Annotated in this window: 21 protein-coding genes; 14 read left to right on the forward strand and 7 right to left on the reverse strand. The window is 72.6% G+C overall.

What is annotated here, in order from left to right:
* Positions 1-58 precede the first annotated feature (58 nt).
* Both ACFYPG_RS20125 and ACFYPG_RS20130 read right to left on the reverse strand, forming a co-directional pair.
* The gene (locus ACFYPG_RS20125) at positions 59-898 is read right to left on the reverse strand and encodes a peptidylprolyl isomerase (RefSeq protein ID WP_387353323.1); all 840 of its coding nucleotides are present in this window, start codon (positions 896-898) and stop codon (positions 59-61) included.
* A 59-nt stretch (positions 899-957) separates the two neighbouring features.
* The gene (locus tag ACFYPG_RS20130; protein WP_355009235.1) at positions 958-1,842 is read right to left on the reverse strand and encodes a peptidylprolyl isomerase; all 885 of its coding nucleotides are present in this window, start codon (positions 1,840-1,842) and stop codon (positions 958-960) included.
* 270 nt (positions 1,843-2,112) lie between these two features.
* Between ACFYPG_RS20130 and ACFYPG_RS20135 the strand changes: the two genes are divergently transcribed.
* The 3 genes from ACFYPG_RS20135 (at position 2,113) to ACFYPG_RS20145 (ending at position 5,238) form a co-directional block, all read left to right on the forward strand.
* Positions 2,113-2,823 carry an MBL fold metallo-hydrolase gene (locus ACFYPG_RS20135; RefSeq protein WP_238659786.1) on the forward strand — a complete coding sequence of 237 codons (711 nt, stop codon included), beginning with the start codon at positions 2,113-2,115 and terminating at the stop codon, positions 2,821-2,823.
* Positions 2,824-2,896: 73 nt separating this feature from the next.
* On the forward strand, positions 2,897-4,225 hold the full coding sequence (gene hisS / locus ACFYPG_RS20140; RefSeq protein ID WP_387353325.1) for a histidine--tRNA ligase: 1,329 nt from the start codon (positions 2,897-2,899) through the stop codon (positions 4,223-4,225).
* 71 nt (positions 4,226-4,296) lie between these two features.
* A complete protein-coding gene (locus ACFYPG_RS20145; RefSeq protein ID WP_181518646.1) occupies positions 4,297-5,238 on the forward strand; it encodes an acyl-ACP desaturase in 942 nt (313 codons plus the stop codon).
* Between the two features lie 151 nt (positions 5,239-5,389).
* Here ACFYPG_RS20145 and ACFYPG_RS20150 read toward each other — a convergent pair whose 3' ends face one another.
* Entirely contained in the window at positions 5,390-5,896 is a 507-nt protein-coding gene (locus ACFYPG_RS20150) for a PaaI family thioesterase (protein ID WP_355009233.1), read from the reverse strand.
* A 55-nt stretch (positions 5,897-5,951) separates the two neighbouring features.
* Between ACFYPG_RS20150 and ACFYPG_RS20155 the strand changes: the two genes are divergently transcribed.
* On the forward strand, positions 5,952-6,428 hold the full coding sequence (locus ACFYPG_RS20155; RefSeq protein WP_387353328.1) for a winged helix-turn-helix transcriptional regulator: 477 nt from the start codon (positions 5,952-5,954) through the stop codon (positions 6,426-6,428).
* 299 nt (positions 6,429-6,727) lie between these two features.
* On the forward strand, positions 6,728-7,774 hold the full coding sequence (locus ACFYPG_RS20160) for a S1 family peptidase (RefSeq protein ID WP_355009231.1): 1,047 nt from the start codon (positions 6,728-6,730) through the stop codon (positions 7,772-7,774).
* A gap of 76 nt (positions 7,775-7,850) precedes the next feature.
* Here ACFYPG_RS20160 and ACFYPG_RS20165 read toward each other — a convergent pair whose 3' ends face one another.
* From ACFYPG_RS20165 to ACFYPG_RS20175, 3 genes are all read right to left on the reverse strand, one after another.
* Positions 7,851-8,474, reverse strand: coding sequence for a DUF998 domain-containing protein (locus tag ACFYPG_RS20165; protein ID WP_387353330.1), 624 nt, complete (start codon positions 8,472-8,474; stop codon positions 7,851-7,853).
* Positions 8,475-8,610: 136 nt separating this feature from the next.
* A complete protein-coding gene (locus ACFYPG_RS20170; RefSeq protein WP_387353331.1) occupies positions 8,611-9,345 on the reverse strand; it encodes a DUF998 domain-containing protein in 735 nt (244 codons plus the stop codon).
* A gap of 53 nt (positions 9,346-9,398) precedes the next feature.
* Positions 9,399-10,085 carry a hypothetical protein gene (locus ACFYPG_RS20175; protein ID WP_387353333.1) on the reverse strand — a complete coding sequence of 229 codons (687 nt, stop codon included), beginning with the start codon at positions 10,083-10,085 and terminating at the stop codon, positions 9,399-9,401.
* A gap of 351 nt (positions 10,086-10,436) precedes the next feature.
* On the opposite strand from ACFYPG_RS20175, the gene ACFYPG_RS20180 reads away from it, so the two are divergent.
* The 5 genes from ACFYPG_RS20180 to ACFYPG_RS20200 all read left to right on the forward strand — a co-directional run bounded on the left by ACFYPG_RS20180 (position 10,437) and on the right by ACFYPG_RS20200 (position 15,917).
* Positions 10,437-11,111, forward strand: a complete 675-nt coding sequence (locus ACFYPG_RS20180; protein WP_387353335.1) for a hypothetical protein — start codon at positions 10,437-10,439, stop codon at positions 11,109-11,111.
* 134 nt (positions 11,112-11,245) lie between these two features.
* On the forward strand, positions 11,246-13,051 hold the full coding sequence (aspS, locus tag ACFYPG_RS20185) for an aspartate--tRNA ligase (RefSeq protein WP_355009226.1): 1,806 nt from the start codon (positions 11,246-11,248) through the stop codon (positions 13,049-13,051).
* A 100-nt stretch (positions 13,052-13,151) separates the two neighbouring features.
* Entirely contained in the window at positions 13,152-13,964 is an 813-nt protein-coding gene (locus ACFYPG_RS20190; protein ID WP_387353337.1) for a sugar nucleotide-binding protein, read from the forward strand.
* Positions 13,965-14,025: 61 nt separating this feature from the next.
* Positions 14,026-14,634: a helix-turn-helix domain-containing protein gene (locus tag ACFYPG_RS20195; protein ID WP_355009224.1), complete on the forward strand. Its 609-nt coding sequence runs from the start codon at positions 14,026-14,028 to the stop codon at positions 14,632-14,634.
* A complete protein-coding gene (locus ACFYPG_RS20200) occupies positions 14,631-15,917 on the forward strand; it encodes an MFS transporter (protein WP_387353339.1) in 1,287 nt (428 codons plus the stop codon). The genes ACFYPG_RS20195 and ACFYPG_RS20200 overlap by 4 nt, the downstream gene beginning before the upstream one ends.
* Before the next feature lie 34 nt (positions 15,918-15,951).
* Here ACFYPG_RS20200 and ACFYPG_RS20205 read toward each other — a convergent pair whose 3' ends face one another.
* Positions 15,952-16,698, reverse strand: a complete 747-nt coding sequence (locus ACFYPG_RS20205) for a GNAT family N-acetyltransferase (protein ID WP_387353341.1) — start codon at positions 16,696-16,698, stop codon at positions 15,952-15,954.
* 140 nt (positions 16,699-16,838) lie between these two features.
* Between ACFYPG_RS20205 and ACFYPG_RS20210 the strand changes: the two genes are divergently transcribed.
* The 4 genes from ACFYPG_RS20210 (at position 16,839) to ACFYPG_RS20225 (ending at position 22,421) form a co-directional block, all read left to right on the forward strand.
* Positions 16,839-17,051: a hypothetical protein gene (locus ACFYPG_RS20210; RefSeq protein WP_124855015.1), complete on the forward strand. Its 213-nt coding sequence runs from the start codon at positions 16,839-16,841 to the stop codon at positions 17,049-17,051.
* Between the two features lie 74 nt (positions 17,052-17,125).
* On the forward strand, positions 17,126-18,664 hold the full coding sequence (locus tag ACFYPG_RS20215; protein WP_387353343.1) for a replication-associated recombination protein A: 1,539 nt from the start codon (positions 17,126-17,128) through the stop codon (positions 18,662-18,664).
* Between the two features lie 2,447 nt (positions 18,665-21,111).
* A complete protein-coding gene (locus tag ACFYPG_RS20220; RefSeq protein ID WP_355009241.1) occupies positions 21,112-21,807 on the forward strand; it encodes a hypothetical protein in 696 nt (231 codons plus the stop codon).
* Between the two features lie 149 nt (positions 21,808-21,956).
* The gene (locus ACFYPG_RS20225) at positions 21,957-22,421 is read left to right on the forward strand and encodes a DUF948 domain-containing protein (protein WP_124823092.1); all 465 of its coding nucleotides are present in this window, start codon (positions 21,957-21,959) and stop codon (positions 22,419-22,421) included.
* Positions 22,422-22,430 lie beyond the last annotated feature (9 nt).

Genomic DNA, 22,430 nt, shown 5'->3' on the forward strand with positions numbered 1-22,430 from the left:
TGGGAACACGACAGCGCCCGCCGGCTCAGCCGGCGGGCGCTTCGTCGTGCGCGTGGGGTCAGCCCTGCGGGTTGCTCATCGTGAGGTCCTTGATGATGACCTCCTTCTTCGGGTGGCCGCCGCCGGCCTGCTGGGCGAACGCCCCGTCGTCGCCGGTCTTGGCCACGTCCTTGACCAGGTCCATGCCGCCGGTGATGGTGCCCAGCACCGTGTACGCCGGGTCCAGCGGCGAGTCGCCGTAGACGATGAAGAACTGGCTGCCGGTGCTCCCCGGATCCTGCGACTTGGCCATCGCGATGACGCCCTCCGGGTACGGCGGGCGCTTGTCGGTGGGCAGGTTCTCCTCGGCCATGCGGTAGCTCGGGCCGCCCTGGCCGTCGGTGTCCCGCCAGCCGTTGCCGGTGGCGCTGGGGTCACCGCACTGCAACACCTTGATGCCCTCGCTCACGAGGCGGTGGCACTTGGTGTTGTCGAAGAAGTTCTTCTCCGCGAGGTAGGTGAAGCTGCCCGCCGTGCACGGCACCAGCGACCGGTCGACCTTGGCCGTGATCGGGCCGAGGTTGGTGTCGATCGTCATGGTCTGCACGCCCGTGGCGGACTGCTCGTTGCTCGGCACCCCCACGTCCTTGATCTGCGGGGGCCGCTGGTCGGTGGGCAGCGCGTTGTACGCGCACTCGGCTGCACCGGCCGCCGGCGCGGCGGTGTCGCTCTTGTCGTCGTCGCCGCCGAGGCTCACCGCCAGCCAGACGGTGCCGGCGACCACGAGCACCAGCGCGGCAGCCGCGCTGACGATCGCCGTCGTCTGCCGGCGCTTGCGGGCCTTGGCCGCGCGCTCGGCCATCTCCTTCTCGAGCCGGGCGCGTGCCGCCGCGCGCTGCCGCTCTCTGGTGGACGTCACGCCTGGATCCTCCTGGCTGTCTGCTGCTGGGTGCCGCTTGGGTGGTTGGTGGCGCCCGGTCAGCCGGCGCTCGGGCTGCTGGCCGGGGTGCCGGAGGCCGACGGAGCCGGTGCCGCACCGGTGACCGGCTCACCGACCGTGAGGCTCTGGATCGTCACATCGGTGCTGGGCTTGACCTTCGCCCCGGTCCCATTGTCCACGGTCGGGAGGGCGCCGATCTTCTCCACCACGTCAAGCCCGCCGGTCACCCGGCCGATGACCGGGTACTTCGGGTCGGCGGTGGTGAAGTCCTTGAAGAAGATCAGGAACTGGCTGCCGTTGCTGCCCGGCGGGTTGGAGACCATCGTCACCGTGCCCTTCGGGTACGTCGGCGGCTGGCCGGGGGCCGGACTGGCCGACGGCGACGCCGACGGCACGGTCGGCACCTCTTCGTCGTAGAACGAGTAGGTCGGCCCACCGAGACCCGTGCCGCTGGGGTCGCCGCAGCGCAGCGCGCCCTCGGCGGTGATCTCGTGGCACTTGGTGTTGTCGTAGAACGACCGGCTCGCCAGGTGGGCGATGCTCGCCGCCGCGCACGGAGAGTTGGTCAGGTTCAGTTCCGCGGTGATCGGCGCGCCCTGGTTGGTGGTCACGGTCATCGCCCGGGTGCCGTCGGTGGGCAGATCCTTGGTGGCCGGCGTGCCGACGTCCTTGAGGTTGGTGTTGGCCGTCGCGTCCTGCGGCGTCCAGAGGCAGGTGTCCTGTGCGGCCGTGTTCTGCTTCGGGTCGGAGTCGAAGGCCCCGAGCGCCCAGGCTGAGCCGGCCACGACCAGCACGAGGATCAGAGCGGCGCCAACTCCGGCCTGGATCTGCCGTCGGCGCCGCGTGGACGCGGCCCGGCGAGCCATCTGCCGGTCGAGCTTGGCCCGCGCCATTTTGCGCTGCCGGTCCCTGCTGGAAGCCACCGGTGCTCCCCTTTCCTCTGCCTGGTCGTCGCCGGCGGCCGGTCGCCCCGGCCCGTCCGGGCGTCACGTGTGCCGCGCCACACGCCCGCCAGAGTGTACGGCTAGTGACTGGGAATGTGGTGTACGAGGTCCACCCCATCCCGAGCAGCGCTTATCGGAGGTTGTCACTGTGCCTGGCGGGACGTGTGGGACGGACGCGGCAAACTCGCTCGGCCCGCCCGATAGGCTGCTGTGCAGGACGACAGCTGCTCGACGGAAAGGACAGCGCCTGTGCTCGTGGCCGGCTTTCCCGCGGACGCCTTCGGCACCAACTGCTACGTGGTTGCCACCGCGCCGGGGGAGCAGTGCGTGGTGGTCGACCCGGGCATCGGGGTGCTCGACCAGCTCGACGCGCTGCTCGCCGAGCACCGCCTGCATCCGGCCGCCGTGCTGCTCACCCACGGCCACCTCGACCACACCTTCTCGGTCGCTCCGGTCTGCGGCGCGCGCGGCATCACGGCGTACGTGCACCCCGGTGACCGGGAGATGCTGGCCGACCCGTCGAAGGGCCTCTCGACCGACCTGACGTCGCTCTTCGGCGGCCGGCTGAGCTACACCGAGCCGGAGGACGTGGCGGAGCTGACCGACGGCGCCACCCTCACACTCGCCGGCCTGGAGATCGCCGTCGACCATGCCCCGGGCCATACCGGCGGGTCGGTGCTGTTCCGGCTGCCGGGCGCCGGGTCGGGCTGGGAGGCTGACGAGCTGTGCCTCTCCGGTGACGTCCTCTTCGCCGGGTCGATCGGCCGCACCGACCTGCCGGGCGGGAGCATGCCGGCCATGCTCACCAGCCTGCGCGACAAGATCCTCCCGCTGGCCGACGACACCGTCGTGCTGCCCGGCCACGGCCCCAGCACCACCATCGGCCGCGAGCGCGCCAGCAACCCGTACCTCATCGAGGTGGCTGGCACGTCGCCGGCCGCTCCCACCCGGGGCCTCTAGATCTTCCGTCCGCGCCGCGCGCGGACCCACGACACCACCGCGCCACCGGCGCGGAACCGCAAGGAGTACGCCGATGAGCAAGCCCACGCCCATCTCCGGCTTCCCGGAGTGGACTCCCGGACAGCGGATGATCGAGCAGTTCGTGCTCGACAGGATCCGGGCCACCTTCGAGCTGTACGGCTTCGCGCCGCTGGAGACCCGCGCCGTGGAGCCGCTGGACCAGCTGCTGCGCAAGGGCGAGACCTCCAAGGAGGTCTACGTGATCCGGCGGCTGCACGCCGACGCCGAGGGTGCCGGTGGTGACGACCAGCTCGGCCTGCACTTCGACCTGACCGTGCCGTTCGCCCGGTACGTGTTGGAGAACGCCGGCAAGCTGAGCTTCCCGTTCCGCCGCTACCAGATCCAGAAGGTGTGGCGGGGCGAGCGGCCGCAGGAGGGCCGTTACCGGGAGTTCGTCCAGGCCGACATCGACATCGTCGACCGGGACACCCTGGCCGCGCACCACGAGGCGGAGATGCCGCTGGTCATCGGGGACGCGTTGCGCTCGTTGCCGATCCCACCGGTGACGATCCAGGCCAACAACCGCAAAATCTGCGAGGGTTTCTACCGGGGCATCGGGCTGACCGACCCGGAGGCGGCGCTGCGGGCCGTGGACAAGCTCGACAAGATCGGCCCGGCGAAGGTGGCCGAGCTGCTGGCCCAGACCGCCGGGGCGAGCGAGGCGCAGGCCAAGGCGTGCCTGGCGCTGGCCGAGATCTCCGCCCCGGACGCCTCGTTCGCCGACGCCGTCCGGGCGCTCGGGGTGAACGACCCGCTGCTCGACGAGGGCATTGAGGAGCTGGTCCGGGTGGTGGACACCGCCGCCGAGCACTCGCCCGGCCTCTGCGTGGCGGACCTGCGCATCGCCCGTGGGCTGGATTACTACACGGGCACCGTCTACGAGACCCAGCTGCGCGGCTACGAGCGCTTCGGCTCCATCTGCTCCGGCGGCCGGTACGACAACCTGGCCAGCGCCGGCGCTGTCTCGTACCCGGGGGTGGGGATCTCGATCGGTGTGACCCGGCTGCTCGGTCTGCTCTTCGGCGCGGGGGAGCTGTCGGTCTCGCGGGAGGTGCCGACCGCCGTGCTCGTCGCGGTGACCAGCGAGGAGCACCGTACGGCCAGCAACCGGGTGGCCGAGGCGCTGCGGCGGCGTGGGGTGCCGACCGAGGTGTCGCCGAGCGCGGCGAAGTTCGGCAAGCAGATCCGTTACGCCGAGCGTCGCGGTATCCCGTACGTGTGGTTCCCCGGTGCCGAGGGAGCGCCGGACGAGGTGAAGGACATCCGCTCCGGTGAGCAGGTCACGGCCGGTGCGGGGGAGTGGACGCCACCCCCGGGAGACCTCAAACCCACTGTCGGTTGAGTGCCCCCACTGGCGCTGACGGCCGCGGGGACCTACGGTAGCGTAAGTTACGCCACCGTAGGGAGTTTCTCGTGACCGTCAGCACCACAGTGAGCCAGACCGCGCTGCTCGTCGAGTTGGAGCCGGTTGTCGCCCGCAACCTGGACCGCCACCTCTCGCTCGCCAAGGAGTGGTTCCCGCACGAGTACGTGCCGTGGAGCGAAGGGCGGACCTTCGACGGGCCACTCGGCGGCGAGGCGTGGTCACCGACCGACTCCACCATCCCGGACGTGGCCCGCACCGCGCTGATCGTGAACCTGCTGACCGAGGACAACCTGCCCTCGTACCACCACGAGATCGCCACCCTGTTCGGTCGCGACGGCGCGTGGGGCACCTGGGTGCACCGGTGGACCGCCGAGGAGGGCCGGCACGGCGTCGCGATCCGCGACTACCTGACCGTCAGCCGGGCGGTCGACCCGGTGGCGTTGGAGCGGGCCCGGATGACGCACATGTCGGAGGGCTACACCAACGCCCACGGCGACGAGGTGCTGCACTCGCTGGCGTACGTCTCGTTCCAGGAGCTGGCCACCCGGATCTCGCACCGCAACACCGGCAAGGCCACCGGCGACCCCACCTGCGAGGCGCTGCTGGCCCGGGTGGCCGCCGACGAGAACCTGCACATGGTCTTCTACCGCAACCTGCTCGCTGCCGCGTTCGAGCTGGCTCCGAGCCAGGCCATGCGGGCCGTCGCCGACGTGGTGGCCGACTTCCAGATGCCGGGCAGCGGCATCGACGGGTTCGCCCGCAAGTCGGTGGCGATCGCCCTGGCCGGCATCTACGACCTGCGCCAGCACCGCGACGAGGTGCTGCAGCCGGTCCTGCGTCAGTGGGATGTCTTCAACGTGACCGGCCTCAACGCCGACGGTGAGGCCGCCCGCGAGCAGCTCGCCGCCCAGCTGGAGAACCTGGACCGCGCCGCGAGCCGCTTCGAGGAGAAGCGCGACGCCCGAGCCGCCCGCCTAGCCCTCCGCTAAACCCACCCCGTCCCACCCCACCCCACCCCACCCCACCCCACCCCCACCCCACCAGCCCTGGTTGATCATGAAGTTATTGCCACTCGCGACGGCGTGTCGGGGCAATAACTTCATGATCAACCCAAAGGAATGGGAATGGGAAGGGGTGGGGTTAGGGGAGGGGTAGGAGGAGGCAGGTACTGGTGGCGTGGGCTACCAGGCGGTCGGTGGCGTCGGTGATGCGGGCCTCGGCCAGGGCCGTACGGCGGCCGCGTTGCAGCACGGTGCCCTCGCAGCGCAGGGTGCCGCTGTCGACGGTGACCGGGCGGAGGAACTTCACGTTGAGGTCCAGCGAGGTGTAGCCCACCCCGGCGGGCAGGGTGGTGTGCACGGCGCACGCCGCAGCGGTGTCCAGCAGGGTCGAGAGCACGCCACCGTGGACGCTGCCGAGCGGGTTGTAGTGGAACTCCTGTGGAGTCAGCTCGACGACGACCCGGCCCTCGTCGGCTTCCATCCTGGCCATGTCGAGAAGGTGCATCACCGGCGGCGCGGCCAGCTCGCCGGCGATCATCGCCCGGAGCATGTCGAGGCCGCTTCGCCGACCGACCTGGGCGGCGTTGGTCGCCGGGTCCGCCCACGTGAAGGTACGGCTGCGCGCTGGTTCCTGCGTCTGCGTCATGGACGCAGCCTGGCAGCCGGTTGCTGAGTCTGTCAACGAGATCTAGCCTGGTCGGATGCGACCCGCGGCTCTGGACTGGTCAGTGGAGAACTGCACCATCGCCCGCGCGATGGAGGTCCTCGGTGAGCGCTGGACGCTGGTGGTCCTCCGTGAGGTGTTCACCGGCGTACGCCGCTTCGACGACATGCGGGTACGCACCGGCATTCCGCGCCAGGTGCTGACCAACCGGCTCGCCACCCTGGTGGAGCAGGGCGTGCTCAGTCGCGAGCCGTACCGGGAGCCCGGCAGTCGGCTGCGCCACGAGTACCGGCTCACGGACAAGGGCCTGGACCTGTGGCCGGTGCTGGTCGCCGTCCTCGCCTGGGGTGACCGGTACCTCGCCGACGCGGAGGGCCCACCGCTGCGCGTCACGCACCGCGACTGCGGCGCCGAGGTACGCGCCGAACTGCGCTGCTCCGAGGGTCACGACGTGGGTCAGCCACGTGACGTGGTACCCAGCCCGGGCCCCGGCGCCCGACGCCGTACCCCCTGACCCGACGCCCGCCGCGCCCCGCGCTGAGCGGCGACTCGGAGAAGACATCGATGACCGTACGCGCTGAAAGTGCGGCGGTCGTCGATTAGGTGTGACGGTGGCTGTTCGCCAGCGTGTCGGGGGTGTTGCGGCCGTGCGACCGGCCGAGGTCGACGAATTCGGGCGAATCCAAGCCTTGTTAATGATCTTAAGTATGTGAATACTTCAGTCTCAGCCGGCCGATTTCCCCAGATCGGCCGCGTTGCCCTCGGGTCAGTCGCCCCCGGCAGACCCGCTCCCCCGCCCAGGAGGTTTGTTACATGCGACCCACGAGGTCCTCATTCCGCGTTGCGGCCACAGTCGCCGTTTCCGGAACCCTGGTCGTCGGCTCGCTCATCGGCGCGCCCGCCCAGGCCGCTCCTGCCGCGTCCCCCGACGCCGCCGCCGCGATCTCCGCGGCACTCGGCGACCGCTCCGCCGGCTCGTACATCGACGCCAGCGGCAAATCCGTCGTCACGGTGACCGACGCGGCCGCCGCCAGTAAGGCGAGCAAGGCCGGCGCCGTCGTCCGCTACGTCACCCGCGGTGCCGCCGAGCTCAACCGGGCCACCGCCGAGCTGGAGCGCTCCGCCAAGATCCCAGGCACCGCCTGGTGGAGTGACCCGGTCACCAACCAGGTCGTCGTCTCCGTCGACAGCACCGTCACCGGGGCCAAGCTGGAGCGGGTCAAGGCCGCCGCCGCGCGGGCCAACGGCGCGGTCCGGGTCGAGGCCGAGGCGGGCGTGCTGAGCACCCGGATCTCCGGCGGCCAGGCCATCTACGCCGGCGGGGGCGGGCGCTGCTCGCTCGGCTTCAACGTGCGCAGTGGCAGCACCTACTACTTCGTGACGGCTGGGCACTGCACCAACATCTCGGCCAGCTGGTACTCGAACTCCGGCCAGACCTCGCTGATCGGCACCCGTACCGGCACCAGCTTCCCGGGCAACGACTACGGCATCGTGCGGCACAGCAACTCGGCCAACGCCGCCGGCAACGTCTCCCTCTACAACGGCAGCTTCCGCGACATCACCGGCTCCGGCAACGCCTCCGTCGGTCAGTCGGTGCAGCGCTCCGGCAGCACCACCGGCCTGCGCAGCGGCACGGTGAACGCCACCAACGCCACGGTGAACTACGCCGAGGGTTCGGTTTCCGGCCTGATCCGCACCAACGTCTGCGCCGAGCCGGGCGACAGCGGCGGCTCGCTGTTCGCCAACACCACCGCCCTGGGTATGACCTCCGGTGGTAGCGGCAACTGCCGCACCGGTGGCACGACCTACTTCCAGCCGGTCACCGAGGCGCTCAGCCGCTACGGCGTCAGCGTCTTCTGATCCACGCACCGCTCGCGGGCCGCCGGAACTCTCCGGCGGCCCGCGTCGCGTTGACAGCCACCGAACACGACGACGCTCAGCCGGGCCCGGACCGTCCCGGTCGACGCCGGACGACCAGCACGGCGGCCAGCGGTACGCCTGCCTCGGCGGCCGCCGCCAGCCTCTCGGTCAGCCCGATCAATGCCCCTTCGGTGATGAACTCGACGGCGAACCAGCCGACCAGTCCGAGCAGGAGCACGGCCGCCGCGAGCGCCAACGCGCGCATGGGAGCCGGCGGGTGGTGGTGTTCCCGATCGGGCGACGGCGCGGCCCGACGGGGCACCGCCAGGGCCGGCCAGACGGCCAACGCTCCGAACGCCACACCGGCGGCCACGACGTGCGTCGTCGAGCTGCCCCTCGCGTTCTGCGGGAACGCGACCAGGACCAGGGTCGCCAGCCCGCCCAGCGCGAGCAGCGCTCGGCCCGCCGGCGCGGCGCTGACCAGGCCGAGCGCGGTCACCAGGTGACAGAGGCCCAGGCCGGCCAGCCCGACCGTCATGATCCAGCGATGGTCCGCACCCGTGGCGGCGAGCGCGCTGATGGTCTGCCGCACCGGGTCGAATCCGTCGGACTGGGCGGCCTGGGCCAGGGTCCAGCCGCCGATGAGGAACAGCGGTGCGCCACCGGCCGACACGAGAGCCCAACGGGGAACCACAGACATCGAGCGATCGTAACGACGCGACGGTACGGTTCCGGGACCGGGCAAGGGCCGATGGCACGGTTCCGGGGCTGGGCGCGGGCCGACGGCACGGCCGCCGGTTCAGGCCGGGCGCCGAAAGGTCAGACGGGGCGACGACTCACGGCAGCCGGTCGGGTCGCCCGGGGGTGGGCCCGCTGGATGGCCCGAGGGGATCCGGGGGTACGACGCCGATGGTCGGCAGGTCCGGGCCGACGCGTACGGTGCCGCCGGTCGACCAGGCGAGGTGCGCCCGCCGGGCGGAGAGAACCGCCAGCAGCGGCCAGAGGGAGACCGCCACCGCCGTCACCCGCTCGGCCAACCCCGTGCGGGAGCCACTGGTCACCTCGAACGCGCACCAGCCGAAGAGCGCGAGCAACACGAGCGTGGCGCTCAGCCCGACCGCCCGGCGGAACGCCCAGGGCGGCTCCGGTCGGGTGGGGTGCTCGGTGTCGTTGCCGCGCGGCAGCCGCAGTGCCGAACCAGCCGGCCAGAGCACCAGGGCGAGAACGGCCACCGTCGCCGCGACGCCGTGGCTGAGTGAACCGCCGACCGGCGGCCGGGGAAAGGCGACGAGCGCGATGGTGGCCACCCCACCGATCGCGAGCAGAAAGCGGCTGGGCAGCCCGGCCGCGTGCAGGACGGCGGCGACCGAGAGGTAACAGCAGCCGAGCAGCACCAGGGCCACCACCATGATCCAGGCGTCGGTGGCGTCCTGTCCTGCCAGCTCGCTGATGGTGTCCCGGACCGGGTCGTACCCGACGGGCTGTCGGGCCTCCGCCACCGTCCAACCGGCCACCAGCAGCACGGGCGCCGCCGCCGCCGTGGCGACGGCCCAGTTCGGTACGGGCCGCATTTCGCCACGTTAACCGCCGAGACGCCTGGTTGAGCCGGGTTCGCCGGGAGCGGTCAGCCCGCGCTGACCGTGGCGGCGGTGAGGATGACCGACCCACCCGGGTATTGGCACTGGACACGCAACGTCAGTTCGTCGGCACCCTCGATGTCCGCCGTGAGGTCCTGCGGACTGTTCATTCGAGCGTCGAACTGCTGCCCCCGCGTCACCCGGGTGATCGTCCCGTCCGTCTGCCGAATCGCCACCAGCGCATAGACCAGGACGACGCCGTCATGGTCGTCCGGAGCTGAGAAGAACGGCCGTACGGTCGAGGTCAGATCGATATAGCGGCGCTGCAGCTTGAAGGTGACCTCACGTTGCTTGTCCGCGCCAGAATTCGTCGGGCAGCCGATGACAATAGGGCGGTCGTACTCGGATCGACCGTTCAGTTGGCGGGGAAGCTTTCCGAGATTCACCGCGCCAGCTTCGACGGCCAGGGTGTCCAGTCGAACGGCCTGCGGGGCGCTGGCCGATGGTGCGACACCCGACGCGGGACTGGCGGGCGACGGGTTGGCTGGCGCGGCACCCGCCGTCGACGCGGTGGCTGTCAGCGCGCCCGGGCCCACCCGCCAGTCGAAGACGTCCCGCGCTAATGCGGCAGCCGCGACGAGCACCCCGAGCACCGTGAAGGCGATTGCCACCTGTGCCCCGCGCCGGGCCGGTATTGGCGTCGCTCCCTGGCTGGAATCCTGCATATCGGGCATCTACCTTTCCGCCACCGACGTAGAGATTGGACCGCTGATGTCTGACGGGTTCCGGTCACTTCGCGTCGGCGAAGAATACTCTGCCCCGGGCGATGGCGGGTTCCTGATAATGTGCCGATCCCGAACTGGAGAACAGCCTGCCCCCATCCGACGTTGACTTCTGCCGATGCAGGAGGTTTTGCGGTGAGCCAACCCGATCCGCGTCCCGAACCCCCCGAACCCACCCCGGTTCCTCCGCCACCAACGCCACCGCCCGGTGGCGAAAAATCAGCTCCCTTCTCGAGTGGGGCCACGCTTCCCCGACCATCGGCTGCACCGGTCGCCACCGCGCCCCGCAACACGTTGGGCCTGGTGGTGGTCGCCGTCGCCGTGCTGGCGCTGCTGGTGGCCGTCGGCTCGGCTGCCGTCTCTTGGCGTGCACTGGACCAGGCGCAGACCGCGCGAGACATCGCGTCCGCCCGGCAACCCGTCGGCTCGACCGGCACCGGACCCGTCGCGGATCCTCCCAGCACGTCCGGAGCGGCCGATCCTGCGCAGACGACCGCCTCGCCGGAGGAACCGCCGCGTTCGCCGGGGACGCCCCCTGCGCTCAACGAACAGACGGTCTACGAGCCTGAATACGAGAATCAGAGCCTCACCTTGAAGCCGACAGACTGCTTCAAGGAGATGGAGGTGGACCTCGATGAACCACGTGCCAACGTGGGGTCGAACAGCACGGAGATGGCCCTCAACGCTGGCTGTCCGGGCGCTCCCTTCATCAAGCTGGCAAACGGGGTGGAGGGCAGTGAAGCCGCGACGGCGGGGATGAAGCCAGCGGAGTGCAACAACTCGATCCGCTCCGCCCCGATCGCCTCGGAGGCCGAGGTGCCACTTCGCAAGGGCTCCTGGCTCTGCATCAGGACCAATTACGCCGCGGCGCGTGAACAGCGGGACAGATGGCGGGTGGTGCTGCTGGAGGTCGTCGCCATCAGCAACGACCGGACGACCGTCATCCGGGTCACGGCCTGGAACATTCCCGAAGACTGAGGTTTGCGGACAGACCGCGCCACCCGTTGATTCGCCCGGATTGATCGGCCGGGTCGACGGGTGGCGCGGATCGTTGCCGACGCTCCTGACAGAATGCGGAGGCACACCGCACCGCGAATGAGGAGTTGCCAGCCGTGATCCGTACCCACAATGCCGGAAGCCTGCGCGCCGCGGACGCCGGCTCGACGGTGACGCTCGCCGGCTGGGTGGCCCGCCGCCGCGACCACGGCGGGGTCATCTTCGTCGACCTGCGCGACGGTTCCGGTGTTGTCCAGGTGGTGTTCCGCGAGGAAGACGCGCACGCGCTGCGCAACGAGTTCTGCGTGAAGGTCGTCGGTGAGGTGACCCGCCGCCCGGCCGGCAACGAGAACCCGGAGCTGCCCACCGGCGAGGTCGAGGTGACCGTCGTCGAGCTGGAGGTGCTCTCCGAGGCGGCGCCGCTGCCGCTGCCGGTGGACGACCAGATCGAGGCCGGCGACGACATCCGACTCCGGTACCGCTACCTGGACCTGCGCCGCAGCGGCCCGGCGAACGCGCTGCGGCTGCGCTCGCGCGCCAGCCAGCTGGCCCGGGGCGTGCTGCACGAGCGGGACTTCCTGGAGATCGAGACGCCGACGCTGACCCGCTCGACGCCGGAGGGCGCCCGCGACTTCCTGGTGCCGGTGCGCCTGCAGCCCGGCAGTTGGTACGCGTTGCCGCAGTCGCCGCAGCTGTTCAAGCAGCTGCTGATGGTGGGCGGCATGGAGCGGTACTACCAGATCGCCCGCTGCTACCGCGACGAGGACTTCCGCGCCGACCGGCAGCCGGAGTTCACCCAGCTCGACATCGAGATGTCGTTCGTGACCGAGGACGACGTGATCGACCTTGGTGAGGCGATCGTCTCCGCGCTGTGGAAGGACCTGGCCGGGCACGAGATCAGCCGTCCGATCCCACGGATCACCTGGCACGACGCGATGGCACGGTACGGCTCGGACAAGCCGGACCTGCGCTACGGCGTCGAGCTGACCGAGCTGACCGAGTACCTGCGCGGCACCGAGTTCCGGGTCTTCGCCGGGGCCATCGACGCGGGCGGGTACGTCGGCGCGGTGGTGATGCCGGGCGGCGCAGCGCAGAGCCGCAAGGAGCTGGACGGCTGGCAGGACTGGGCGAAGGCGCGTGGCGCGCGGGGCCTGGCGTACGTGGTGCTGGACGCGGAGACCGGCGAGGCACGTGGCCCGGTGGCGAAGAACCTGTCCGCCGAGCACCTGGGTGGGCTCGCCGACGCGGTCGGCGCGAAGCCGGGTGACGCGGTCTTCTTTGCCGCGAGCGCCACCACCCGGGAGGCGCAGGAGCTGCTGGGTGCGGCCCGCGTCGAGATCGCCAAGCGGTCCGGCCTGATCGACGAGAGCGCCTGGGCGTTCTGCTGGGTGGTCGACGCGCCGATGTTCGAGCGCACGGACGAGGGCGGTTGGACGGCCGTGCACCACCCGTTCACCTCGCCGAACTCGGAGTGGGTCGACCGGTTCGAGGAGGCTCCGGACCGGGCCCTGGCGTACGCGTACGACATCGTCTGCAACGGCAACGAGATCGGCGGCGGGTCGATCCGTATCCACCGGGGTGACGTGCAGAAGCGGGTCTTCGACCTGCTCGGCATCACCCCCGAGGAGGCGCAGGACAAGTTCGGCTTCCTGCTGGAGGCGTTCAAGTACGGCGCCCCGCCGCACGGCGGCATCGCCTTCGGCTGGGACCGGGTCTGCATGCTGCTCGCCGGTGCCGACTCCATCCGCGAGGTCATCGCGTTCCCGAAGACCCGGGGTGGCTTCGACCCGCTGACCAGTGCGCCCACCCCGATCACCGCGCAGCAGCGCACCGAGGCCGGCATCGACGCCAAGCCCAAGCCCGCCGCGACCGCCCACACCGGAACGGCCGGCCCCGCAGCCCCGGTGGCAGACCCGGTCTGACCCCCTATCGCGCCGTCGATCATGAGGTTGACGGGCCCGCGCCACGGCGTGTCGCTCGTTAACCTCATGGTCGGCGGCGGCGGTGGGGGAGTGGGCTGGGATGCGGGTGCTTGTTGTCGGGGGTAGTGGGTTACTCGGGCGAGAGGTCTGTCAGCGGGGCCTGAGCGCCGGGTTCTCCGTTGTCGGGACGTTCCACTCCGGTGAGATCGCGGTGCCGGGGGTCGCGGCACGGCGGCTGGACGTGACCGACCGGTCCGCCGTGCGCGCACTGGTCGCCGAGGTGCGGCCGGACGCCGTGGTCGGGACCCCGTATCGGTACGGCGACTGGGCGGTCACCGCCGACGGGGCCGCGCACGTGGCGGTCGCCGCCGCCGAGGTGGGTGCCCGGCTGGTGCACGTGTCCAGCGACGCGCTGCACGCTGGACGACCCGTGCCGTACGCCGACGACGAACCACCCACGCCGGTGCACGCGTACGGTGCCGCGAAGGCGGCGGCCGAGACCGCCGTACGGGCGATCGACCCGGGTGCGGCGCTGGTGCGGACCTCCCTGATCGTGGGGGAGGGCAGCAAGCAGATCCAGCTCTGCCGGGACGCGCTCGCCGGTCGGGCCACCCTGTTCAGCGACGAACTGCGCTGCCCGATCGACGTCGCCGACCTGGCCGCCGCCGTGCTGGAACTGGTCGCCTCGACGTACGCCGGTGTGCTCAACGTGGCCGGCCCGGACGCGGTCAGCCGAGCCGACCTGGGCCTGCTGGTCGCCGAGCGGTACGGCTTGGACGCGGCAGGGTTGAGGACCACCACCAGCGCGGCCACCGGTCTGGTACGCCCCTTGGACGTACGCCTCGACTCCGCGCGCGCCGCCTCCCTGCTGCGGACGCGAGTGCGCGGGGTACGCGAACTCCTCGCCGGCTGACAGGCACACTTTCTGTGCAGAATAGTTGTGCATAGAAAGTGTGCAGAGATAGTCTGCGTTCATGGCGAACGACGAAGACGCTCAGCGGGCGGCGCTACGTGAGGTCCGCATCGACAAGCGGCAGGTCCGGGTCCTGGCGCATCCGCTACGAATGCGGCTGGTTGGCGCCCTGCGTGTGAAGGGGCCCGCCACCGCCACCACCCTCGCCGAACTGCTCGGCACAAACACCGGCGCGACCAGCTACCACCTGCGTCAACTCGCCGAGGTCGGGCTCGTCATCGAGGATCCCGACCGAGGCACCGGGCGGCAACGGTGGTGGCAGGCGGCGCACGACGTCACCAACTGGGAGCCGAGCGACTTCGATGACGACCCCGACGCCCGGGCCGCGATCGAGTGGATCCAGGGCGACCAGGTGCGTCTCCTCGTCGAGACCGCCGACCGCTGGTTCGCCACCCAGCACGAGTGGTCACCCGCCTGGCGGGACGGCTTCGGCATGGGCGACATCTTCATGACCATCCCGCCCGCGAGACTGGAGGAGCTCAAGGCGGAGGTGTGGCAGGTGCTGGAGCGCTACCACCGCGAGGCCCAGCCCGACGCCCCCACCGACCCGGACGCCCGCCCGGTGCAGGTCTTCCTGGCCGCCTACCCGTTGCGCGAGGGCCTCCGGTGAGCGCGTTGACCGTACGTCAGGTTCGGCGTCGTTACCTCACGCTCTACGGCCTGCGCTGGCTGCCCACGGGTCTGATGATCCCGGTGATGATCCTGCTGATGCAGGAGCGCGGCCTGTCGCTGCCGCAGATCGGCCTGGTCGGTACGGCTCAGGGCCTGCTGGTGCTGGCGCTGGAGTTGCCCACCGGCGGGTTCGCCGACGCTCTCGGTCGTCGACCGGTGCTGCTCGCCGCCGGGGTGTTCAACCTTGTCTCCCTCGCGCTGTTCGCCGTGGCCGACTCGTTCGTGCTGTTCTTCGTGGTCTGGGCTCTGCAGGGCATCTACCGGGCGTTGGACAGCGGCCCGTTGGAGTCCTGGTACGTCGACGCCACCCTGGCCGCCGACCCGCAGGCCGAGTACGAGCGTGGCCTCGGCTACGCCGGCACCGTCGTCGGCGGCGCCATCGGCGGAGGCGCGCTGCTCAGCGGTGGTCTCATCGCGCTCGGCCCGATCGGGCCGGTCACCGCGCTCACGGTGCCCGTGCTGGCCGCCATCGTGGCGCAGACGGCGGCGCTCGTCGCGCTCGTGGTGCTGCTGGTCGAGGAGCGGCCGGCCACCGGGGTCGCGGCGATGCGGGCCTCGGTGGTCCAGGCGCCCCGGATGATCGGCCAGGCCGTCGGGCTGCTGCGGCGTTCCCGGGTGCTGCTGGCGTTGGTGGCCGTCGAGCTGTTCTGGGGCTTCGGCATGGTCACCTTCGAGTCGCTGCTGCCGGTCCGACTCGCCGAGGTGATCGGTGATCCGGAACGCGCCGCGGTGCTGCTCGGGCCGGCGAACTCGGCCGCCTGGCTCGCCTCGGCCGCCGGCGCGGCACTGACCCCACTGCTGCTGCGCTGGTTCGGCGCCGCTCCGGGTGCGGCCCTGCTCCGCGTCCTGCAGGGCGTGACCGTGGTCGGGATGGGGTTGTTCGCCGGGCCGGTCGGCGTGCTGGTGGCCTACCTCGCCTGCTACACGGTGCACGGCGCGTCCAACCCGTTGCACAGTGGGCTGCTGCACCGGCAGGTCGACGGCCCGTACCGGACCAGCGTGCTCTCGCTGAACTCGATGATGGGGCAACCGGCCGGCGCGCTCGGCGGGGTGGTGCTCACCGCGCTCGCGGCCGCCACCAGCGTCAGCACCGCGATGGTGGTCGGCGCTGTGGTGTTGGCCGTCGCCGCCCCGCTCTACCTGCCCGCCTGGCTGGCCGGCCGTCGGGCCGCCTCGGCCGTCGAGCCGACCGCGGTCCCGGTGCCCGCCACCGACCGTTAGCGAACGCCCCTCGCCTGACCGGACGGCAGGCCGGTCAGGCGAGGCGGATCGAGCTGAGCGGGAGGGTGGAGGTGTAGCCGAGCCGACGGTAGAGCCGCGCCGCACCGACGTTGTCTGTGTAGACGCCGAGCCCGACCAGGTCGTGACGTGCCAGCAGCGCCCGGGTCATCCCGGCGGTCAGGGACGCGCCCAGCCCCCGACCACGTTGGTCGGGGGCGACGGTCAGGCCGGCCAGGAAGCCGATGTCCCCCTGGCTGCGGTCCGCGCCGCACGCCACCAACCGGTTGTCGGCCCAGATGCCGTACCAGTCGACCACCCGTGGGTCGCCCGGCCGCGAGGTGCTGGTGGGGAACGACTCTTCGACTAGTGCCGCCAGCGCCGGCTGGTCGGCGGCGGTGAGGCGGACCACCGGCTGTTCGTCCGGCTGCGCCGGCGGCGCCGTGTCGGTCCAGTGGAAGTCCCAGTCGCTGTGTTCGGTCACCGCCAGCCGGTCGACCAGCAGACCGCGATCGTGTCGAGGCAGGTGCAGGTGCGGGCGCTGTCCGGACTGGAACATCCCGTCGGTGGCCAGCGCGACACAGATCTCCAGCGCCGGCTCGGCCGGGCCGATCGCGCAGCCGGCCGGCCCGTGCCCCGGCGGCACCACCCACAGCACGGCACCATCACGCTGGTACGCGCGCACCGGCCCGGCCCGTCCGAGGGCGTGCCGGGCGAACGGGTGGTGCCCGACGGCGGCCAGGACGGCGCTCCGGTCCTGGAGCACCTGGTCGTCGGTGATCATGGGGCCCAGCCTAGGAGCCGGGGTTCGAATGCCTCCGTCGGGCCGTCGCGGCATGGCCACCTCCACCGTGGAGATTGGCGAGTCGACCGATTGGGTACATCACGCGCCGACCTACTGGGAACCCCCACCGGAGGACCGACATGCTCGCCATTCTCGCGGCCATCGTTTTTGGCTTTGCCCTGCTGCTCGACCTGCTCGGCACCGACTTCGGAGCGCCGGACCTGTTCAACTGGAACACCCTCGTACTCATCGGGCTGCTTCTGCTCTCGCTCTACCTGGCCGGCGTCGGCAGCGGCCCGCGCGGCGGTGGCGGCGGCCGCTGGTACCGGGGCCGTCGCCCCGGGCGTGGCTGACCGGAACCGATCACCGGTGGCGGGCCTGCGGCGCGATTCCGGCGTCGTGGGCCCGGCCCGGTACTGTCTTCGTGATGGAGTCCGACGCCCTCTTCTCCCTCGGTGAACCCGCCGGGTCGCGCAGCGCGCCCGACGGTCCCGCCGGTGTCGACGGCTTCACCGCGGTGGCCGACGATTCGCCCCTGCCCGTCCGGATGCGCCCGGTGACCCTCGACGAGCTGGTCGGGCAGGAGCACCTGCTCGCTCCCGGCGCACCACTGCGGCAACTGGTCTCCGGCGGTGCTCCGATGTCGGTGATCCTCTGGGGCCCGCCGGGCAGCGGCAAGACCACGATCGCGCACCTGGTGGCCGGGGCCACCGACCGCCGCTTCGTCGCCATGTCGGCGCTCTCCGCCGGCGTGAAGGACGTCCGGGCGGTGATCGAGGCGGCTCGCCGCCAGCGTCGTTCCGGTGGCCCGCAGACCGTGCTCTTCATCGACGAGGTGCACCGCTTCAGCAAGACCCAACAGGATTCGCTGCTCGCCGCCGTCGAGGACCGCACTGTCACCCTGCTGGCGGCGACCACCGAGAACCCGTACTTCTCAGTCATCTCACCGCTGCTGTCGCGGTGCGTGCTACTCACCCTGCAACCGTTGGACGACGAGGCGGTGCGGGGCCTGCTGCGCCGCGCGGTCGCCGACAAGCGTGGTCTGGACGGCGCGCTGGTGCTGACCACCGAGGCCGAGGATCACCTGGTCCGGCTGGCCGCCGGTGACGTCCGTAAGGCACTCACCGCCCTGGAGGCGGCGGCCGCCTCCGCGACGGCCCTCGGCGGCGGGCGGATCGACCTCGCCACCGCCGAGCAGGCCGTCGACGTGGCGGCGGTGCGCTACGACCGCGACGGAGACGCCCACTACGACGTGGTCAGCGCCTTCATCAAGAGCATGCGCGGCTCGGACGTGGACGCTGCGGTGCACTGGCTGGCACGCATGCTGGTAGCCGGTGAGGACGCCCGGTTCATCGCCCGTCGCCTGGTCATCTTCGCCAGCGAGGACGTGGGCATGGCCGACCCCGGTGCGCTGAGCGTGGCGACCGCCGCCGCGCACGCGGTCGAGTACGTCGGGTTGCCCGAAGCGCAGCTCAACCTCGCCCAGGCGGTGATCCACCTGGCCACCGCGCCCAAGTCGAACTCGGCCACCACCGCCATCGGCGCCGCCATCGCCGACGTCCGGGCCGGTCGCGGTGGCCCGGTGCCGCGAGGGCTGCGCGACGCGCACTACGCCGGCGCCCGAGGGTTGGGCCACGGGACCGGCTACCGCTACCCGCACGACGACCAGCGCGGCGTGGTCACCCAGCAGTACGTCCCGGACGACCTGGTGGGCACCGACTACTACCAGCCCAGCCCGCACGGCGCGGAGCGGTCGGTGGCCACCAGGTTGCCGCTGCTGCGCCGGATCGTGCGTGGTCTGCCGGCTCCGGCCGTGCGCCCGCAGACGCCGACATCCGAGCCGTCCGTAACGGCGCAGACCGCGCCAGCGCTATCCCCGGGGGCCGCCCGTCCGACGACGGGCACGGATGCCCCCGGCACGATGCAGGACAGCGGCACCGACGCCGCAGGAGAGGGTCAACAGTGAGATCGCGTGGTGGGGACCGCCCGGACGAGGGCCCGGACGAGCGGCGCGATCCCCGCGCCAAGACCCGCCGTTGGGGTCGCGGCCGGGCGGCTGAGCCCGAGCCGGAGGAGCCGGTCGCCGGCGAGGAGTTCGGCTGGATCGACGATCTGCGCTCGGCCAAGCAGCAACGCACCGAGCTGGGCCCGGACGGCGCACCGGCGGAGCCGAACCGGCCCCGCGGGGGTATGCCGCCGGCAGACCCGGCCGGGCCTCCGGCACAACCCGCCGCCCCGCGTACGGCGGGAGAGCCGGCCGGTGCGCGCGGCAGTGCGTCGGAGCCCTCGGCGCCGCCGGCTCCGCGTCAGAGTGAACCGGGCGGTGCCGCCGCCCGTCGCCCGGTCGACGGGCCCTGGCCCGGGGAGACACCGCCAGTGGGCCGTCGCCCGGACAACCGGCCGCCCGCAGCCGGCCCCGTAGCCGGGCAGCCGCCACGCCGCGGTGTTCAGCCGGTGCCCGGCGCCCGCGGCGCCGCACCACAGTCGCCGCCCTCCGCTCGCCCGGGCGGGGGTGACCCGGCCGGCCCGCCGGGGCCTCGTCCGGCACCCGACGCGCCCGGCGGCTCGGCCCGTCCGCGCGGTGCGGCCGCCCCTCCCGGCCCACCCGTGGGCCCACCGACCTCGGGCCCACCGGCCGGTCGTCGCCCGGACGCCGCCGCTTCGCCGGCCCGTCGTCCGGACGCCGTTGTTCCGCCGGGCCGTCATCAGGACCCCGCCGCACCCGGCGGTCAACCCGACTCCATGCCGCCGCTGCGCCGTCCGGACGCCGGTCCGCCGGTCCGCCGACCCGGCCCGGAGCAACCGGTCGAACCCGGCCGTGCCCGTCCTCCCGCCGACGGCACGCCCGCCGGTCGCCGCGCCGCCGGCTCGGCACCCGACCCGACGCGGTCCGCCGGAGCTCCCGCCGCCCCCGGGCCGGCCCGCTTCGACGGCGCGCCGGCCGGCGTCGTGCCGTCGACAGCGGACGGCCTGCGGCCCGACCCCGCCATCGACCGTGACCCGCGTACCGCCCGGCGTCGTCCGGGCCCGGCCGACCCCGGTGCACCCGAACCCGCCGCGCGCGCGTCCGAGGGTGCCCGTCCGACAGCCGGCGGGCGTCGCCGCGCCGCGGAACCCGACGAGCCGGTCGTGCCCCGCTCGGGTAACGCGCCACCCGTGCCCCGCTCGGGGAACGCGTCGTCGGTGCCCGAGGCGACCGGCGCGCACAGTGGCGCCCTGCCCACCACCGGCCCCGCCGACGGCACCGGTCGCCGCCGGGTCGTCTCCGATGAACCGGAACGCCGAACGCCGCCCGGCGGCGAACCCCGCCCGGACCGGCCGGACCGCCCGGAGCGGCCAGCGGACTGGCTGCGCCAGGCCGGCCGCCTGCCACACACCGACCCCGCCCTGCGGGTGGTCAACCGCCGAGACGGCAGTCCGCCGGCCGGGGGACGCCGTCCGGCGCCGCCCACCGGGCCGGTAGACCTCACCGACCAGGCGTCCGGTCGGCTCGCCGTGCCCGACCCGGCCGCGGAACGCACCGCCGCCCGCCGGCCCGCCGGCCCGCCGGTCGACCCCGGCGCGGACGCACCGACCGGTCGTCGCGCCGTCCGGCCCGACGGGTCGGGATCCACCGGAGAGCAGGCTCTGACCTACCCCTCGCCGCCCGGTGAGCGGCCCGCCCGTGGGCGGGGCGCTGCGGCGGTGCCCCCCACTCCGGACCCCACTGTTCGGCGCGGCCGTGCCGTGGCGGGGCCCGGCCCGGACGCACCGCCCGCCCCGGATCCGACCGGCCGACGACGACGTGGACCGGCCGAGGCCGGCCCTGACGGTACGGCTGCCCCCGGTCGACAGGGGGCCGCGAGCGACAGTGGCGACGACCCCTACGCCGGCGCTCGACCCGGCGGCGGTCCCGCTGCTCGGGGCGCTGCCCGCTCCGTCCCACCCGGGCGGGCCCGCCCCGTTCCGGGCGACGCGCCGGCACCCGGCACCGGGCGCCGTGGCGCCGACGGCCCACCGCGTCCCGGCCCGGGTGGCGATGCGGCACCCCCGGACGCGACCCGTCCGGATGGTCCGGCTCGTGCCGCAGTGCCGCCGGGTGTGGACGGTCCGCCGCGTGCCCGTCCGGATGGTGCGGCTCGTGCCGCTGTCCGCCCACCCGGCGGGCAGCCGGCAGCCGACGACCGGACCGGGGAGTCCGGCCCGGCCCGTGGTGCTGCGCCGGCCGGGCGACCCATGCCGGCCGACCGCGCCGCCGGCCGCGCCCTGCCGCCGAATCGGGAGCCCGGCCGTGCCGAGCCGAGCGGTGTCGCGCCCGTGCCGCCGCCCGGACGCGCCGGCGAGCCCGTCGGCGTGGCCCGCGCCGCCGCCGCGGTGCCCGCCACCGCCGGTCCGGTGGACCGGCCGGAACCGGAGCCCTCTGACGGGCCAGCGCTGCGCTCGGCCGGTCAGGACGCGCCGGACGACGACGCCGCACCGGGTGCCCGTTCTGAGGAACGCCGGCAGACCCGTGAACGACGTCGCCTGCGTGCGGCGGTGTTGGTGCTGGTCAGCGTCGTGCTGCTCGGTGCGGTGCCGCTCTTCTTCGGGATCCGGACGCTGAGCCGTGACCCGGTCTTCGACAACCTGGACCAGCTCGGCGTGCCCGGCTGGGCGGCCGCGAAGACGGTCGACGACGTCAGCGGCAGCCGCTGGTGTCTGCTCGACTGCCGGCTGCGTGAGCGCACCGTGACCTCGGAGAAAGCGCCCAAGGAGACGGCGCAGGTCTACGAGGACGCGCTGCGCCGGGACGGGTGGCAGCCGTGGAAGGTGAGCCGCTGCCCGGAGCAGGAGACGAAGGGCAGCTACACCTGCTGGCGTCGCGACGAGTTGACCCTCGACCTGTGGGTACGCGAGCCGACCTGTGTGCCGCCGCCGGTGGACGGCGAGCCGGCGGTCGTGCCGTCCGGCGACCCGTCGGCCGCTGCGACCGAGTGCACCGGCTCGTTGGTGTCGGTGAAGGTGCGCAATGCGATCGACGACGAGCGGACCAGGCCGCAGCCGACCACCGACCCGTCACTGACCGGTGAGGATCCGTTCCCGACGGTCAGTGCGGACCCGCTGGGCGAGGAGACACCCTCACCGTCCTGAGCCGGTCTCCATCACGGACGGTAGGGTCTGGGGCTGGCGGGCACGCCCGCTACCGGTGAGCGCCGACGGCTCGGCGGCCGGTACGGGCGGCATGGTTGTGCGTTCCGGGGACGTCGGGTCCTGCGGAACTCTGCTTGAGGAGGACAGGCGTGGGCGACATTGGAGCGATAGCGGCGCTGATCGCGGCATCCGCGTTCGCGGTGCTGGTGCTCATCCTGACGCTGCCCATCCTGCGGCTGCGGCACACGGTTGACGCCACCACCCGCATGATCAACGACCTGAACGATCGGACCGCACCGCTGCTCGGCGACGTGAACACCACTGTGAAGAACGTCAACACCGCGCTGGAGCAGGTGCAGATCTCGCTCGACGGTGTGAACCTCCAGCTGGCGAAGGTCGACACCATGACCAGCCACGCGCAGAACGTCACCGCCAACGTCGCCAACCTGGCCACCGTGGTCTCCGCCGCGGCCGCCAACCCTCTGGTGAAGGTGGCCGCGTTCGGCTACGGCGTGCGGAAGGCCGCCGCCGGCCGCCGGCACGCCGAGACCGAGCGCGAGGTACGCGACACCATCAAGCAGCAGCGACGGGCCGCGCGACGCGGCAACAGCTGACCGGCCCGG

Origin of the sequence: Micromonospora sp. NPDC005553 (assembly GCF_042871765.1) — a bacterium.
Taxonomy (GTDB): domain Bacteria; phylum Actinomycetota; class Actinomycetes; order Mycobacteriales; family Micromonosporaceae; genus Micromonospora.